Genomic DNA, 16,224 nt, shown 5'->3' on the forward strand with positions numbered 1-16,224 from the left:
TCTATATAATGTTTGTAGGATAGAGAGTGGATGAGGGGTGAACAGCGATGTCAGCGCAGAGTGCCATTCCTTCCAGCGAGTACAACGGCGACACCAATGCCGCCCATAATGAATATGGCGAAAAGAGGTTTGAGTCGCTCCTTGGCGCGCGGCTTCAGGAATTTCAGAAAGCTTCTGGATTGCCGGTCGCGCTCGGAGGAATCGCGGACCGGAATCCTGGGGGGCGTCGTCTCCGAATCACCAAGCTCGTCGGCACACTGACCCACTCCCTGCTCGGTTTCGAGATTGCCGGAGGTCAAGGGGTGGGTGGGATCGTGATAACGCGAGCCAATCCCATCCGGGTAGATGACTACGTCTCGGCAAAGACCATCACCCACGACTTCGATGACATCATCGTCCGGCGGGAGAGGATCCGATCATTGTTTGCAGTACCGGTGGTTGTCGACGGTGTGGTTCGAGGCGCGATCTATGGTGCCACGCGCGACGGGCACTCCATTGGCGATGCCGTGATGCGGCGGGCAAGCCTGATAGCCTCATCACTGGCCGCCGATCTTGAAAAGCTCTCAGCAGTGCGCCCGCCGGCCGGTCCGAGCGATCTGACTCTCACGAGAAGCAGACAGGCGCTGCGAGATCTGGCCGAACTGGCGAAAACGACCACCGACCCCAAAGTGCAGAGCCGGCTGGCCCGAATTATCGCGGACCTCGGGGGCACCGCCTGGATCGGTCCCACCGACGATGGCAGCCCTTCCAATGTCACGCTCGCCCCGCGTGAGCTGGATGTTCTGCGCCTGATGGAGCTCGGAGCGAGCAACATCCAGATTGCCGACGAGCTTGGTCTCAGCATCCAGACCGTCAAGGCGTACAACAGTTCGGCAATGCGAAGGCTTGGGGTCCGCAACCGCACATCGGCCATCCACTCCGCCCGCGCGCTCGGATTCCTCTAAGAGCAACTAATTCCCGTCTCCCATGCACGGCTCGTTCACAACGGCTTCGACACGTATGGACCGAAGTTCTCCGCCCTACTGGACTGAGAACTCGCCCAGTTCAGACCAGCCGTCGACCTTAGCGTTGACGATGTCCGGGGCGTGGCGGAGAAGGGCAGGCAACTCGGCCATGGCTTGCTTGAAATGTGCTGATTGAACATACACACAGCTTCTTGCATCGGCGGAATGCTTTCCGAGCGGGCACGGGAGCCCTACGCTGTGCATCCGCACACAGCGGGGGGGCAGACCAAAATCCATAGGGTGGTGCCTTTAGAGGCTCACGGGCGGATTCCCCACCCGGAGTCCTGAGGCGGAGATAGTTCAGTCGCGGAGCTTGACCATCCAGCCTCGAGTGTCCTCAATGTGGCCATACTGAATTCCTGTGAGACGTTCCTTCAAGGCTTGGGTGACCTCCCCTCCGGTGTGGCGGGCCGGTGGGATGTCGAAGTTACGTGCCTTCAAGATGCCAATGGGCGTGATTACCGCCGCCGTGCCGCAAGCAAAGACTTCGGAAAAGGAGCCGTCGGCCACACGTTCGCGCCATTCGGTGACACTGACTCGGCGCTCTTCAACGGTCATGCCCAGGTCCTCCGCGGCGATCTGCAGCAATGAGGCCCGGGTAATGCCGTGGAGGATGGTGCCTGACAGATCAGGGGTCACGAGGTGGCCGTCGGAGGTGACAAACAAGACGTTCATGGAGGTGAATTCCTCAACATACGTGCGGGTTTCTGCATCCAGGAACAATGTCTGCTGGCAGCCGTTGGCTTTTGCCTCGGCATGAGCGCCCAGGCCGGCAGCATAGTTTCCCCCGCATTTAGCCTCTCCAGTTCCTCCAATGGTCGCCCTCACGTGCTCTTCACTCAGCCATACATTGACGGGGTTACCAAGGCCGCCCACGTATATGCCGGAGGGGCCGGCTATCAACCCGAAGGTCACCGTCTTGGAGGGTCGTACGCCAAGAAATTGTTCCGTTCCGATGATGAAGGGCCGGAGGTAGAGGCTCTTTTCGCCGTCCGGTTGTGGCACCCATTCGTGGTCGACGGCCACCAATGAGCGCAGCGACTCGACGAACAACGCGTCATCGGGCGCGGTCAGGTAAAACCGCTCGGCAGTAGCCCTGAGTCGGGCGGCGTTGCGTTCAGGCCGGAAGGTCCACACACTGCCATCGGCATGGCGGTATGCCTTGATCCCTTCAAATCCTTGTTGTCCGTACTGGAGGGCCGATGCGCCAGGAAGGATCGGCAATGGCCCGAATGGCTGCACACGGGCAGCATGCCAGCCCTGTTCCTCGGACCAGTCAATGGTGATCATGTGATCCGTGAACTGCGTTCCGAAGCCTGGCTGCTCCAGCGCACGTTCGCGGTCTGCATCCGATATGGGTGCCGATGTCGTCTCAACCTCAAAGGAGGGAACAGTATTTCTAGATGTCATATCCATATCTTGTCGAACATTGCGTCGAATGCGATTGCCCAATTGTGCGTTATGGCCTTGCTGCGGCAACTGGATTGCGTAGAATCTGATCCATGCCGAACATTTCACCATCCGGAGTTGGAAGCACATCATGAAAGAGTTGGACCGTATCGACCGGAGAATCCTTCGGGTATTGCAGGGACAGGGGCGTATCCCCAACAACGAGCTTGCCGACGCCGTTGGCCTTTCGCCCTCCGCGTGCCTGCGCCGCGTTCGTATGCTGGAGGAAACCGGGGTTATAGATCGTTACGTCGCTCTGCTCAACGCCGCGAAGATCGGCATGGGATTTACCGTGTACGCACGGGTCCAGCTCAACCGGCAGGATGGGGATACGATCGACCACTTCACCGAGCAGGTTCTTCTGCTGCCCGAGATCGTGGAGTGCAACCTGATGGTTGGTGAGACTGACTTTCTCCTGCGCATTGTCGCTTCCGATCTTGATGCCTATCGCCAGTTCCAAGTTGAGCACCTCACAAGAATCAAAGGCGTTCAGAGCATCAAGTCAGAGATCCCCATGCAACGAATAAAGCTCACATCGGAGATCCCTCTGTGAGCTGTTACCCCTCCGCCAGGCAAAGGCGGCGCGATCGCCTTAATTCCGCACGGGATTTCAGAGCCAATCTGTAGTGGGTGACCTCGCGCCTCCGATTGTTCCGCAACGGGCTGTTCCCGTCTCTCCCACCCCATTCGGAATTGCCGAAATGGCTGCGCCGGTCACCGGGAGTGCGGGCAGCTGACGGTGGTTTTCAGCTGCCCGCACATAAGGTTCAGCTGATGTTGTCGTTGTAGGCGACGTCTTTGGTTTCACGGCTGACCAATAGAGCGATCAGGGAGATGACGCACATTCCGCTAAGGTACAACCCGACCAGGACAGGGCTTCCTTGGGCGACGCTCCACAAAGCAACAGCTATCAGGGGCGCGAGTGCTCCGCCCAGGATTGAGGAGATGTTGAAGCTCAGGGCGGAACCGGTGTAGCGGACGTTGGCGGGGAATAGCTCGGGTTGGAACGCACCCATTGGTCCGTAGCTGAGCCCGAGGAGGGCAAACCCGACCAGCAACAGTGTCATGACGCCCGGCGTTCCTCCGGAGAGCAGCGGGACGAACAGGAGCCCCAGTGCGATGATCAACACCATTGACACGATCAGGACGCGGCGGCGGCCGAACCGTTCAGCGAAGGGTCCTGCGATCAGGGTGAAGGCGGCGAACGCGACGGCGCCTACAACGATCATGAGCATGAAGGTTGGGCGGTCGTATCCCAGACCCGGTACGGCGGCTGTGGTGGGCGTGGTGCCGTAGCTGAGGGTGAAGGTGCTGAGGATGAACACCAGACTGAAGAGGGAGACCATCGAGAACGTACCGATGATGATTGCCTTCCAGCTTGTTTTGAAGACTCGTGCGAGGGGAAGCTTGGCGACCTCGCCTTCCTCTACGACCTTCTTGAAGGCCGTTGACTCCACCAAGGACAGACGTACCCACAATCCCACTATTACCATGAGGGCGCTTGCGAGGAACGGGATGCGCCACCCCCATGCGAGGAAAGCCTCAGCGCTCAACATTGCTGTAAGCAGCAAAAACAAGCCGTTGGCAATAATGAACCCGAAAGCGGTGCCGAGCTGGGGGAACGAACCATAAATGGCACGCTTGCCCTCCGGTGCGTTTTCGGTCGCCAGTAGTACCGCGCCGCTCCATTCACCCCCGAGCCCCAGTCCCTGTGCGAAGCGCATGAGCACGAGCAGTGCGGGTGCCAAGAACTCCCATCCGGGCGTGGTTGCACTGGGGATCAACCCGATCGCGAAGGTTCCGAGGCCCATCGTCAGCAATGAAGCAACGAGCGTTCCTTTTCGTCCGATCCGGTCACCGAAATGGCCGAAGAGGACGCCTCCGATGGGACGGGCAAAAAACGCGACACCGAACGAGGCCAGCGAAGCGAGCAGGGCGGTGGACGGTGACGATGTGATGAAGAACAAGTAAGGGAAAACCACGACAGCGGCGGTGGCATAGATGTAGAAGTCGTAGTACTCGATCGTTGTGCCGATCAGGCTTGCGAAGAGAACCTTTCCGCGGCTGTTCGTCGGTGCGGTGCTGGCCGTGATGGAGCGTTCGACTTCGCCCGGGGCTCCCTTGAGGGATGGTTCATGTATGGACATGGGATTCGCTTTCGAGCAGCTGGCGGCCGACGATTTGTGGGCGGCCAGGCAAGGTTGGGGTGTGCGAAGCAGAGTAGAATCAGTTGCCTCGTTAAGGGATCAGAATGGCGCGTCCACGCACTTTGCCTGCGTCGAGGTCGCTGAGGGCCTTTTGAAATTCGTCCAGCGCGTATTTCTGCGTATGCAGGGTAACTGCTCCGCGTGCGGCGAGGGCCATGAGGTCCTGCAGGTCGTTGTAGGAGCCCACAAGGTTTCCGATGATGTTGATTTCGCTGGAAACGATGTCGATGGTGGGTACGTCCATGTTTTCTCCGTATCCGACGACGTAGTAGTTGCCGGCGTTGCGCAGCATGGCGATGCCCTCGGCGGTCGCGCCACCTTCGCCGACGAAGTCGATGAGGACTTCGGCGCCATCACCGGATGTGAGCTCCCGGACCTGATCTACCTGGGTTCCGTCAGCTAGGACTCCGTGGTCAGCTCCGATGGACTTGGCAAGTTCCAAGGCTGCGGGGTTACGGTCCACGACGACGACGCGGGCCGGGGTGAGAGCCTTCAGTACCTGGATGCCGATATGTCCCAGTCCGCCTGCGCCTATGACCACACAGACATCCCGCGGGGTAAGCTGCTTGGCTGCCCTTGCGGCGGCGTGATAGGCCGTCAGCCCGGCGTCGGCCAGGGCGGCCACGTCCGAGGGCTCGAGTGCGGCATCGAGCTTGACCACCGCGCGGGCTGAGGTGCGGAGGTATTCCGCGTACCCGCCGTGAGAATCGATACCCGGGAAGTTGCTGGTTTGGCAGTGCACATCGTTGCCCGACCGGCAGGCCCTGCACAGTCCGCACGTGACGAGCGGGTGGAGTATGACTTTGTCTCCTATTTTTACGTTGCTGACGGCGGTGCCAATATCGTGGACCCATCCTGCGTTTTCATGGCCAATGGTGTAAGGAAGGTGGACTTGGGATTTCTCAGCCCACTGGCCATCAAGGATGTGCAGGTCGGTCCGGCAAACCCCTGCTCCGCCGACTTTGACGATGACGTCCCAGGGGCCGGTAACTTCGGGGATTGGTACTTCGGACATTTTGAGGCCTTCGTGGTAGCCGACCACCTGGACGGCTCGCATGGTGTTCACGGGTGGTGCTCCTTGACGGTGAAGGGAAGAAATCGATGGCGGTCGCTGGTTTCAGCGCCTTCGGGGCGTTCCACTTGGTCAGCGCCCGAGCCTGCGTAGCGGGTGCGCAACAGACCGCGGCAAAAATGGGCGTTCCCATCGATGGAGATGCGCGTGGACCGCGCGCGGCGCAGGGCCATGGGGATGTCTTGGACGGCGAAGGGGTATCCCGCATGGTTGACCATGACCAGGGCATCCTCACTGATGGAAAGGTCCAGGGTTTCCCTTCTGCGCAACAGTGACTCGACGTTCCTCCCGGGCAGCAGGTCCCGGACGTGAACAGTTGCGAGATCGTTTTCCGAAAAGGACGGGTCCGAACGCAGCAGTTCCGTGAGGCAGCGCTCCATGGCGGCGGTGTGGGCCTTTCGCTGGAATGTCAATCGGAGCTCGTCGAGGCTGTCGTCCGCCTCGTGGCCGAAGGTTCCGCGGTAGCCGGCGTCGGCCGCCAGCCCAGCGTTGATGAGGTCAGAGTCGTGGTGGTCGTCCAGCTCAACAACCACGGACCCCACGCCCGTCACTGCTGTGATGGCATCCTTGGAATCGGATGCCATCAAGTAGGCGAAATTAGGCGAACAGAACGACGTTGGCAGCCGCAGATGAACGTGAACGTCCGTCCCGGCATCGCCGGCGGCCACGGACACGGAACGAACAAAGCCCAGATCGGTGATCGGCTCGTCCAATTCAGGATCAAAGACACCTCCCAGCACCCGGAGGATGTCGTGCTTCCCGATCAGGGCAGGATCCTGCCGCTGGTCTTCCGCCCACGTGGCCTTCATCGAATGCCTGCCAGGTCGGCGCGTTCCGGTTCCCGAGGACCGGTCGTAGTCTCGTCGGCATCAGGGAGCTGGAGTTCCTTCGGTACCGGGATGTCGTACATCTTTGCCGCGTTGAGTCCGAGGATCTTCTTTTTCTGCGCGGTGGTCAGCGGCCCGTATTCGGTCATGTCTGCAGGGATTTGGAAGTCCACGAAACGTTCAATAAGCCACTTCGGCGTCCACAGGGCGTAGTCGCTGGCGAACTGGATCCGATCCTCTCCGATCCAGTAGATGAGTTCGCCGATGATCTGGGCGAAGTAGCGCGGGCGGGTGTGGATGAACGGCATCGCTACAGCAAGTCCGCCGTAGACGTTGGGTTCCTGCGTGGCGATCCAGCAGAAGTCCTCAAGGCGGGGCAGCCCCACATGCTCGACAATGAAGTTCAGGTCAGTAAAGTCCGAAGCCACGTGGTCAACGTCTGCGACGTCGAAGGCGTCCCTGTCGAGAGGCCGGATGGTTGGGCCCTTATGGACATGGATGTTCTTGATGCCGAGCTCCCGGCACTCCTCAAAGTACCGGTAGGACCATTTGTCCGAGAGCTTGTAGCCCCGGGATTCTCCGTGCCATTCGGCGGTGTAGAGTTTGACGCCCTTGAAGCCCATCTTCTCGTGGTCGGCACGGAGCCGGTCCAGCCCGGCCTCGCCGTAACGGGGGTCGAAATTGTGGTTGTACGTCAGCCTCTCAGGATTCGCTGCTGCCAGTCCGTAGGCCTCCTCAGTTTGCCCGAAACCCGTCTTGTAAAACTCACCAAGGTGGGCCGGCTGGAAAATGGCGTGGTCGACGTAGCCGTCCTCGAAGACATCCTTCATCAGACGCTGACCCCCCTGGTAGAGGTATTCGTCGTAGGACCACTGTTCCTTTTCCGGGGAAAGGTTGCGGTGGTAATCGTAGAAGCAGTCGATGAACTGCTTGCCGTGGATGTTGCGCTGGTTCTCCGGGCGGGCGTCCCACAGTGCGATGTGGGAGTCAACGATGAAGTAGTTCTCGCCGTCTTTGGTGTACATGGTCTTCTCCTTTTCACGACTGCCATAGTCGCGACATCCTCGACAGTACGGCCGTTCTGAAGGCCTAAACGTGTGGTCCCTGTCTCATTATTGAGACAGCCGCCGCCCGAAGGTGGCGTCTCCTCGGGTGTCGGTCCGAGGGCAGCAATACGGTAATTGGAAGCCGGACGTGGGGCTCCCATTCGTCTCCGGCCAGGCCTGTGTGGGTGCACCGGAAAATGGGCGGCTCCGTCGGTGTGCCGATAAGCTCCCGTCAATCACGTGGAGGACTTGGGCACGCTGATACCCAGGCGTGCCATACGACGGTAGATCGTGGCGCGGCTGACGCCCAGCTCTACCGCAACGATGGCGGCCGTCATACCTGGTTTCGACAGAAGCCGGTCGATTTCCTCGCGTTCTATCGTTTCCATGTGAGTAAGACGTCGGGATGGTCGCTGCGAAAGTGAGGCCGGAAGATGCTGTACGTCGATGACTTCGGTCCGTAGCGCTGCCGCGTGCACCACGCGGTTCAGCTCATCGATGTTCCCTGGCCACTCGTGCCCTGTAAGAACCCGCTCCGCTGCGGGAGTGAAGTCGATGGCCCGCAGCCGGGTTTGTCTGGCCGCGTGTCGGGCCAGTGGAACGATGTCCTCGGGACGTTCCCGCAACGCTGGTACGGCGACCACTGTCCCAACGGCAGCTGCCAAAGGTTGTGGAATGGTAGACAACTCTTCAGCGGTTAGGGCCAATGACGGCAGGCTGGCGTGAGCAGACGCCCGACGCAATCTGAGGGCGGCTTCGGTCCTGAAATTCAGATCGCGAGCCGCCCACGCCGGCAAGGTATCACAGTTCTCCACGATGACCGCTGTCCCTGCTTTGGCCAGTTCGGGGGTCCATAGAGAAAGCCATGCGTCAACATCCGCTGGCGCGGGTGCTGCGGCGCAAAGAATACGGATACGCGGATGGACTTGCCTCAGCGCCTGACCCAATAATGTTGACCGTCCTGACCCTTGTTCGCCGAGCGCCGCGACGACGCGTCCTGCCGACAATGCCGCTGCTGTTTTTTCGAGCGCTCGAGTCCAGGAAGTCGAGGTGGCTCGCCACGTTCCGGCGCCCGGTTCGAGTTTTCCGTGAACACGGAAAACCACGCCCCTCGGCCCGGGCTTGGCCACCAGTCCCTGTGAGCGGGCGAGCATGAGGGATGAGGTATGGCTAGCAGCTGATTGTGCCAGAGCCAACAACAGCTCAGGTGATGAGCTGGTGTAAGTGGTGATATTGACGCAGCCCTCCAGCCGGCCGCTCAGTGGTTCGAAGACAGGGACCGCCGCGCAAGTGAACATGCGCAGGCTCGCAGAGTAGTGCTCCTCAGCTCTCACCAGACTTGGTACCCGATCTGCCAGCGCGAGGCCCAGACCATTTGTCCCGGCTTCCCTTTCCGAAAAGGCAAAGCCCGGGGCCAGATGAACCTTGTCCAGCGCCTGAAGGAGAGATGAATCGCCGCTGAACCGGTTCAGGACCATGCCATCGGCGTCGGTAAGCATCAGGCCCAGCGGTTCGTTGGCCAGGGTCTGGTGCATGGCGGTGAGTACTTCCTGACCGCATTGGAAGAAGAGTGAATCCGAACTGATTTGGCCAGCCCAGGCCGGGTCCACCCCCTCGGCCGAAACCCCGTAGTCCTGACTGCGCTGCCATGATGCCAACAGGCGCTTGGTCATTGTGATCACTTGATATTCAGGCGCCTCGTGAGCGGCTGGGGGAAAGAGGGGATTGTGCTGCTTCGGCATCTTTGCCGTCCTCCTTGTATTAGCCTTTCAAGATTTCCCCGCCGAAGATCGACTGCTATTCACAGGACTTAGTCGGGTGCCCCAAAAAGGCGGCTTAAGTCCATGGCCTGGTCGTGGCCGGCGACCAGGCCGTGGGGAAAGGACGATGGCTTCCCTGTCGACCCCCAAGAATGATGTCGAGCATGACTTCAAAACCTAGGCCTAGGGCGCCCGGATCGATAAAGGCACGGTATCCCCCGATAGTGCCTGGCGTTACTTGTCAGGGTCATTCCGTAGGGGCCGATTGGCCACAACAGGGGCGGTTCCGGTGAATCCTTCACGGACGGGGGCGAGCTCCCGGATCCGTTTGCGGCACAGGAACCAGCCCACCACCATAAGGGCACATGCGACTGCCGTGACCAGCATCGTCAGCGGAGAATCGATGAACACCAGGACCAGCACCCCAATAATGAACAACAACGCGAGGTAGTTGGTATAGGGGGCGCCAGGCATCCGGAACGCCGGCCGCTTGACCCAGCCCTTGGCGGCCCATCGTTGCAGCTGGACCTGGCAGAGGAGGATGGTCGCCCAGGTGGTGATGATCCCGACGGCGGCAATGTTCAGCACGATTTCGAAGGCCTCGGCCGGGACATAGTAGTTCAAGGGAACGCCAAGAAGGGAAACTCCGGCGGTGATGGCGATGCCTCCGTAGGGCACACCTGCTTTATTCATATGCTGGGCGAACTTCGGGGCAGACCCGGCGACGGACATCGAACGCAGGATGCGGCCGGTGGAGTATAGTCCTGCGTTCAAGGACGAGAGCGCAGCGGTGAGGACCACGAGATTCATGATGACGTCCACACCTTGGATGCCGATGGACCCGAAGAACGTCACAAAGGGGCTGACGCCCTTTTCGTAGGAAGTGTAGGGCAGGAGCAGGGCCAGCAGGAGTACAGAGCCAACGTAGAAGACTGCGATACGGAACACCACGGAGTTGATGGCCTTGGGCATGATCTTCTCTGGGTTTTTGGTTTCGCCGGCGGCCGTGCCGACGAGTTCAATGGCGCCGTAGGCGAAGAGCACACCCTGCATAAGGAGGATCATAGGAAGAACGCCATTGGGGAAGAGTCCGCCATTGTCCGTGATGAGGCTGAAACCGACTTCCTGGCCGGCGACAGGGGTACCGAAGATGACGAAGTAGATGCCGACTAGGAGGAAGGCTACTAGTGCGCCGACCTTGATGAGGGCGAACCAGAATTCCATTTCACCGAACACTTTAACGGAAACCACGTTCAGGCTGAGCACCACGACCAGTGCGATCAGAGCCCATGCCCACTGTGGAACTGCGCCCATCCAAGGGACGTATTTACCGAAGAAGTTCATGTAAAGGGCGCACGCGGTGATGTCCACGATGGTGATGGTTGCCCACGCGATCCAGTAGAACCAGCCAGACACGAAGGCAGCCTTCTCGCCGAAGAATTCGCGTGCGTAGGAGACGAAGGATCCCGACGAAGGGCGATGCATCACCAGCTCGCCCAGGGCTCGCAGGATGAGGAAAGCGATGAAACCGCAGATCGCGTAGGAGAAAACCAGGGATGGTCCAGCGGCGTTAAGCCGGCCACCCGCTCCCAAAAACAGGCCGGTGCCGATGGCGCCGCCGATGGCGATCATTTGGATTTGACGGGGTTTGAGGTCTTTGTGGTACCCGGCATCCTCGGTGTGAAGGTCTTTCTCGCTGGCGTGCGCCTGGGGCGGGACCGTGTGGTCCGTGATGGGTGCGTCGGTCATGGGAATCCTTAGATGGAAGCGTCCTGTTGGGAAGGTAACGCGAAGAGTGGGAAGGCGCGCCAAGGGCCAGCCTGGGCGATGTGGGCTGCAGGTTCTGTCGACATAACGGGGGCTATGGCATGTCCATGACCGCGGTTTGTGGACGTGCCGGCTAAAGGAGGCAGCCGGCCTAGGGACGCTGGCTGCCCAGAGGTCTCGTCGGCTTCGGGGGGACTGCTGGGGCGGTTGCAGTGCGCCCCAGCAGTCCGCTCTTATTCTTCGATCTCTCCGCCGAAGGCACGAAGGTGCTGCCGGAAAGTGAAGTCAGGGTCCGCGCTGCGGGCTTCCAGGTAATCACCTAGGCGGGCTTGTGTCCGGAACGTTGTGCCGTGGTGCATGCGGGCTGCCTGGGTTCGTTCAGTGTCCCGGATCGTGGTTGCCACGGCCGCCACCTCCGCGGCGTGCTCGAGGGGGATAAACAGGACCCCGTCGTCGTCTGCGAGGACGAAATCCGCGCTTGAAACGCAGTGCTCGCCGCTTCTGGCCGCTGTTAGCGCGTCTTCGCCGCGGGCGTCAAGTCGCTGTGGTCCCACAGGCGATGCCCCGAGACTGAAGACGGGAAGCCGGATGCTGGTGAGCTCCCCGGTGTCCCGGTGCAGACCCCAGATCAGGATGCCGGACAAGCCTGCATTCTTTGTCTCCAGTGTCACCAGGTCTCCGACGCATGCTTCGTCCAGACGTCCGCCGTTATCGACGACCAAAACGTCTCCGGGAGATGCGATGTCGATGGCTTCAAGGAAAACATCAACACTGCCAACGTGTCGGGCAGGGGCAACGCGTCCGACAAGATGTGTTCCGTTCCAAAGCGGCACCGTCCCCGGAGGGGCTGTGCGAACCGGAACGCCGACGCGCATGCACGCGTCAGCTACGTGGGGCGTTGTCAGATCAAGGTAGATCCGGTGCAGCTGTTCTGATTCCACGGTTACTTCTCCCCCACTGTCTGTAGTTGGTCCCCGTTGCGGTAGTCACGGAGCAGGTAGTTGTGGCGGTTGCTGATGCCGAGGGAGTAGCGCCAGCCGCGGCCTACGCGGACTGGCCGCAGGACGCTGAGGAGTTCGGATGGGGAGTCTTCGACGTTGATTTCGGCGCTGCCTTCCCAGATAGGTCCAGCGGTGATATTTTCTGCCTGCAGCCGAACGAGTTCGAAGACTGCCGGCTCGTCTTCCTGTCCTTCGAACATTGACGGGAAGTGGCGAAGGGCCACAATCGGACGTGACCCGAAAGTCACTGCCGATTCATCAGCAGGACCGCTGAGCTTGACGTGTCCTTCCGCCAGCCGGCGGTCCTTGACTGCGGCTGTTCCGGCAAAGACCGCTCCTGCTTCCAGAGCAGGTGACGCAATGTGATTCACGCCCATGGTCCGAGTAACCCAGATCGAACCGATCTTCTTGGGATAGCCCAGGGCCCAACCTCGTGCCATGGAGACGTCTTGATCGACGACGATGTACGGGCAGTACTGCATAAGCTTGCCTTCATACTGCACGCTGACAAGGACGATACATTCCCGGTACTGGGCCCGTATCGGATCGAGCAGTTCCCCGCCTTCGTCGGTGCAGGCCTGCCAATCCACAAAGGAGACGGTGACAAGGCCGGCTTCATCAGGATGAAGTGTCAGCCCGGGTGGGAGGAGTTCTTTGACGGCCGACGGATCGGCCCAGTATTCGATGGTCACGAAGTCGGCAGCGTAGTGCCATGGCGGATAGGGTGCCAGGCCGGCTTTCCCGTCGCGGGAGAAGGGGCCAACGAAGCCTTGGGCTCCAGCAAATCGTGTCATGTGTGTCCTTCTAGAGAATTGGAACGGCGCTCTGCCACCGTGCGGACCAAGCCCACACCAGATCAGGGGATGTCCGCCGTTAATAGATCGACCGGGGCTTGCCTCACGAGCAGGGCCCGGTCGTTGTTGTCTGAATTTATCGTGTTACCTGTCGCACACGGCTGCGTTTTCACCCATCTTGAGGACTGTTATTGGCACAGGATTCTCCATTCCACCTTTTTCTTGAAATGTGATGCCATGATGCTATCCCTGCGTGGTTTCGAGACGCTTTCGGCTTAGCTTGTACCCCGGTATCCGCGACTCAGAAGGCGTGTTGCAGCCCGGGGAAGCTACCCCGTGCCACGTCTCCAGCGAAGTCCACGGCGGCTTGCGTCAGCACAGAGTGCAGGTCCGCGTATTGTTTGACGAAGCGGGGCAGATTTCCGGTTCGCAGGCCCGCGAGATCTTGCCAGACCAGGACTTGGGCGTCACAGCCGCTGCCGGCCCCGATGCCCACCGTGGGAATGGTCAGTTGGCTGGTCACTTCGGCGGCTACATCTCCGGGAACCATCTCGATCAAAACAGCGAAAGCCCCGGCTGCTTCCAGGATTTTGGCTGTGGAAATGAGTTTTTGGGCGCCGCCAACACGCCCCTGGACCCGGTAGCCGCCCAGACTGTGTTCAGATTGCGGAGTGAAGCCGATGTGAACCATCACTGGTATTCCGGCGCGGGACAGTAGCTCGACCTGGGGAGCGATCCCCTCGCCGCCTTCGATCTTCACGGCATGGGCATTTGCCTCCTTCATGAACCGTACCGCTGTGTGGAAGCACTGTTCTGCTGAGGCCTGATAGGACCCAAAGGGCAGGTCCGCGATAACGAGGGAATGCTGCGCCGAGCGGGTCACGGCCCGCACGAGCGGAATCAGTTCATCGACGGTAACGGGCAGGGTTGTTTCGTTGCCGAAGACATTGTTGGACGCCGAATCTCCAACCAGTAGCACGGGGATCCCGGCCGCGTCGAAGATCGCCGCCGTGTACATGTCGTAGGAAGTGAGCATCGCCCATTTCTCGCCGCGGTCCTTCATGTCCTGCAGATGGTGAATCCGGACACGCTTTCGACGTTCAGTGATCGCCCGGACACCGCCGTAGGGTGCGGGTTGTTGGTCGCTCAAGGGTACTCCTCTGTGGATTGGTGGATGTCACTGCGGCAGTGACACTGAGTGTTAATGGCTTTTTCTGCGGGAGGATCGCCTCTATTGGATCACCGCGCAGCAGGCCTCGAGGATCAACCCGAGCACGGGTATCTGGGCGGCTATAGGCCATGATGCCGTCGGGTTGGCGACGCATACCGGTTCACGATCAGGAACGCCAACGTCCGGAACGCGGCGACGGTAGCTACTGCCACGAATCCTCCTGTGCATGGAACTTTGATGGCACTCGAGTCCCATGCGAAAGCCTATTGATTAAGCATTGAAAGCCGCTTTCAATTTCTTCCACCAGAACCATCAATTGCGGGAGAATATTTCGCGGAAATGGCAATAGTCGCTGTATTCTTGCTGAGCTTCACGCTGATGACCGCATCTGACTCGCCGTTTTGGCCGATCGCCCAGGTTTAGACCCACCCCTCGCCACAGGCGAGAGAGTGCGTTGGAGCAGGCGGGCGCCATCAGTGGAGCGAATATCTCGTCTTCCCGGCGTTCACTAACTTAGTCCCACCCTGGTCATGAAAACTGTCGTGGACTAACGACGTTCTTCTTGGCAGGCGAACCGAGGCAATTGCCAGCTCATTGCCAGCAAGCAGATATTGTATAGAATCTATAGTAAGCCCATAAGGTGGCTGTATAACAGGACAGGTGAACCATGATGCGCAATCGCGACACCATTTACATCAACGGCCAGTGGGTGCCTACAAGCGGAGCTGAGGCCATCCCGGTCGAAAACCCCGCCACGCAGGAAATCCTGGGAACAGTCCCCGCGGGTACTGCCGATGACGTCAACAGAGCCGTTGCCGCGGCCCGAGCCGCCTTCCCGGCCTGGTCACAAACGTCGGCGGGGGAACGGGCCGGTTATCTTCGACTGCTTGAACAAGCGCTGGCAAAGCGGGAGGAGGAAATCGCCCTCACCGTGTCCCAGGAAATGGGGAGCCCCATCAGGCTCTCGTCCAAGGTCCAGGCGCCGCTTCCCCGAACCGTCATCAGCGCCTACGCGGACCTTGTCGAGAAGTATGAATTTGAAGAGACAGTGGCCAACACTTTGGTCACTCGGGAAGCGGCGGGTGTCGTCGGTGCGATCACCCCGTGGAATTATCCACTGCACCAGATCACCAACAAGCTCGCCCCTGCTCTCGCGGCTGGATGCACCTTTGTGCTTAAACCCAGCGAAGTCTCACCCTTTGTCGCCTATCTGCTGTTCGATGCCTTGGACGAAATCGGCCTGCCACCGGGCGTGGTCAACCTCGTCCCCGGCCACGGCCAGCCCGTAGGTGAAACCTTGGCAGGGCACCCGGATATCGACGTCATATCATTCACCGGATCGGAGCGCGCCGGTACACGCGTCGCGGAACTGGCTGCACGGAACGTCACCAGAGTGGCTCTGGAACTGGGTGGAAAATCGGCCAACGTCATTCTTGATGATGCTGATCTGAAGACGGCAGTAAAAGTTGGTGTGGCAAATGCCTTCATGAACGCCGGACAAACCTGTGTTGCACTGACCCGGATGCTCGTGCCGGTAAATCACTACGAAGAAGCGGTTGAACTGGCAGCAGATTTTGCCAAAGGCTACACCATGGGCGACCCGCTTTCTCCGGACACCAAGCTTGGACCGGTCGTCAGCCAAGCCCAACGCGCCAGGATCTATTCCCTGATCAACACCGCCGTCGCCGAAGGTGCACGACTGGTGACCGGCAGCACCCAGATCCCGGCAGAACCCGCCACGGGCTACTTCGTTGAACCAACCATCCTGGCAGATGTCCACCCCGACTCGACGATCGCTCAAGAGGAAGTCTTCGGTCCGGTTCTGTCGATCCTTAGCTACACCGATGATGACCATGCTGCCGAGATTGCGAACAACTCACGGTTCGGTCTCTCCGGTGGCGTATGGTCAGCGGACACCGACAGGGCGCTGGCTTTTGCACGCCGGCTCCGCACAGGAAACGTCGACATCAACGGCGCCAGGTACAACCCGATTGCGCCATTTGGCGGCTACAAGAAGTCTGGCCTCGGCCGCGAAATGGGCAAGGAGGGCCTTGAAGAGTTTCTCGAGGTGAAATCAATCCAGATCTAGCAGGAACCAGAACAACTAGAGCCGCTGGACCCACCCC

14 protein-coding genes are annotated in these 16,224 nt (G+C 60.0%); 3 read left to right on the forward strand and 11 right to left on the reverse strand.

From position 1 onward, the window contains the following. Positions 1 to 47 precede the first annotated feature (47 nt). Entirely contained in the window at positions 48 to 944 is an 897-nt protein-coding gene (locus AR689_RS01175) for a helix-turn-helix transcriptional regulator (RefSeq protein WP_062065632.1), read from the forward strand. Positions 945 to 1,019: 75 nt separating this feature from the next. On the opposite strand, the gene AR689_RS23630 is transcribed toward AR689_RS01175, so the two are convergent. Next, the gene (locus tag AR689_RS23630) at positions 1,020 to 1,148 is read right to left on the reverse strand and encodes a hypothetical protein (protein ID WP_286158867.1); all 129 of its coding nucleotides are present in this window, start codon (positions 1,146 to 1,148) and stop codon (positions 1,020 to 1,022) included. A gap of 156 nt (positions 1,149 to 1,304) precedes the next feature. Next, positions 1,305 to 2,414, reverse strand: coding sequence for a branched-chain amino acid aminotransferase (locus AR689_RS01180; protein WP_062065635.1), 1,110 nt, complete (start codon positions 2,412 to 2,414; stop codon positions 1,305 to 1,307). 130 nt (positions 2,415 to 2,544) lie between these two features. Between AR689_RS01180 and AR689_RS01185 the strand changes: the two genes are divergently transcribed. Beyond that, on the forward strand, positions 2,545 to 3,006 hold the full coding sequence (locus AR689_RS01185; RefSeq protein WP_062065638.1) for an Lrp/AsnC family transcriptional regulator: 462 nt from the start codon (positions 2,545 to 2,547) through the stop codon (positions 3,004 to 3,006). A gap of 214 nt (positions 3,007 to 3,220) precedes the next feature. Here the strand turns inward: AR689_RS01185 and AR689_RS01190 are convergent, their stop codons facing one another. From AR689_RS01190 to panB, 9 genes are all read right to left on the reverse strand, one after another. Further along, positions 3,221 to 4,600, reverse strand: coding sequence for an MFS transporter (locus AR689_RS01190; protein WP_082697727.1), 1,380 nt, complete (start codon positions 4,598 to 4,600; stop codon positions 3,221 to 3,223). Between the two features lie 91 nt (positions 4,601 to 4,691). Beyond that, the gene (locus tag AR689_RS01195) at positions 4,692 to 5,717 is read right to left on the reverse strand and encodes an NAD(P)-dependent alcohol dehydrogenase (protein WP_062066087.1); all 1,026 of its coding nucleotides are present in this window, start codon (positions 5,715 to 5,717) and stop codon (positions 4,692 to 4,694) included. Positions 5,718 to 5,722: 5 nt separating this feature from the next. Beyond that, positions 5,723 to 6,541 carry an iron-sulfur cluster assembly protein gene (locus AR689_RS01200; protein WP_062065641.1) on the reverse strand — a complete coding sequence of 273 codons (819 nt, stop codon included), beginning with the start codon at positions 6,539 to 6,541 and terminating at the stop codon, positions 5,723 to 5,725. Then, positions 6,538 to 7,584, reverse strand: a complete 1,047-nt coding sequence (locus tag AR689_RS01205; RefSeq protein WP_062065644.1) for an amidohydrolase family protein — start codon at positions 7,582 to 7,584, stop codon at positions 6,538 to 6,540. The genes AR689_RS01200 and AR689_RS01205 overlap by 4 nt, the downstream gene beginning before the upstream one ends. A gap of 257 nt (positions 7,585 to 7,841) precedes the next feature. Further along, entirely contained in the window at positions 7,842 to 9,278 is a 1,437-nt protein-coding gene (locus AR689_RS01210) for an AAA-type ATPase lid domain-containing protein (protein WP_062066088.1), read from the reverse strand. A gap of 321 nt (positions 9,279 to 9,599) precedes the next feature. Continuing rightward, positions 9,600 to 11,114, reverse strand: coding sequence for an amino acid permease (locus tag AR689_RS01215; protein ID WP_062065646.1), 1,515 nt, complete (start codon positions 11,112 to 11,114; stop codon positions 9,600 to 9,602). 251 nt (positions 11,115 to 11,365) lie between these two features. Further along, positions 11,366 to 12,073 carry an RraA family protein gene (locus tag AR689_RS01220; RefSeq protein WP_062065649.1) on the reverse strand — a complete coding sequence of 236 codons (708 nt, stop codon included), beginning with the start codon at positions 12,071 to 12,073 and terminating at the stop codon, positions 11,366 to 11,368. A 2-nt stretch (positions 12,074 to 12,075) separates the two neighbouring features. Beyond that, positions 12,076 to 12,927 (reverse strand): acetoacetate decarboxylase family protein, encoded by an 852-nt coding sequence (locus tag AR689_RS01225; protein ID WP_062065652.1) that lies wholly within the window; start codon positions 12,925 to 12,927, stop codon positions 12,076 to 12,078. 301 nt (positions 12,928 to 13,228) lie between these two features. Then, positions 13,229 to 14,077: a 3-methyl-2-oxobutanoate hydroxymethyltransferase gene (panB, locus tag AR689_RS01230; protein ID WP_062065655.1), complete on the reverse strand. Its 849-nt coding sequence runs from the start codon at positions 14,075 to 14,077 to the stop codon at positions 13,229 to 13,231. A gap of 688 nt (positions 14,078 to 14,765) precedes the next feature. Between panB and AR689_RS01235 the strand changes: the two genes are divergently transcribed. Next, on the forward strand, positions 14,766 to 16,187 hold the full coding sequence (locus AR689_RS01235; protein WP_231745395.1) for an aldehyde dehydrogenase family protein: 1,422 nt from the start codon (positions 14,766 to 14,768) through the stop codon (positions 16,185 to 16,187). The last annotated feature ends 37 nt before the right edge of the window (positions 16,188 to 16,224 follow it).

Source organism: Arthrobacter sp. EpRS71 (assembly GCF_001512285.1).
In the GTDB taxonomy this organism is placed as follows: domain Bacteria; phylum Actinomycetota; class Actinomycetes; order Actinomycetales; family Micrococcaceae; genus Arthrobacter.

Coding starts and splice junctions, on each gene's coding strand:
- AR689_RS01215 (WP_062065646.1), bottom strand. CDS start 11,114: ATGACCGACGCACCCATCACGGACCACACGGTCCCGCCCCAGGCGCAC.
- AR689_RS01235 (WP_231745395.1), top strand. CDS start 14,766: ATGATGCGCAATCGCGACACCATTTACATCAACGGCCAGTGGGTGCCT.
- AR689_RS01185 (WP_062065638.1), top strand. CDS start 2,545: ATGAAAGAGTTGGACCGTATCGACCGGAGAATCCTTCGGGTATTGCAG.
- AR689_RS01205 (WP_062065644.1), bottom strand. CDS start 7,584: ATGTACACCAAAGACGGCGAGAACTACTTCATCGTTGACTCCCACATC.
- AR689_RS01225 (WP_062065652.1), bottom strand. CDS start 12,927: ATGACACGATTTGCTGGAGCCCAAGGCTTCGTTGGCCCCTTCTCCCGC.
- AR689_RS01190 (WP_082697727.1), bottom strand. CDS start 4,600: ATGTCCATACATGAACCATCCCTCAAGGGAGCCCCGGGCGAAGTCGAA.
- AR689_RS01180 (WP_062065635.1), bottom strand. CDS start 2,414: ATGACATCTAGAAATACTGTTCCCTCCTTTGAGGTTGAGACGACATCG.
- AR689_RS01210 (WP_062066088.1), bottom strand. CDS start 9,278: ATGACCAAGCGCCTGTTGGCATCATGGCAGCGCAGTCAGGACTACGGG.
- AR689_RS01195 (WP_062066087.1), bottom strand. CDS start 5,717: ATGCGAGCCGTCCAGGTGGTCGGCTACCACGAAGGCCTCAAAATGTCC.
- AR689_RS01175 (WP_062065632.1), top strand. CDS start 48: ATGTCAGCGCAGAGTGCCATTCCTTCCAGCGAGTACAACGGCGACACC.
- AR689_RS01200 (WP_062065641.1), bottom strand. CDS start 6,541: ATGAAGGCCACGTGGGCGGAAGACCAGCGGCAGGATCCTGCCCTGATC.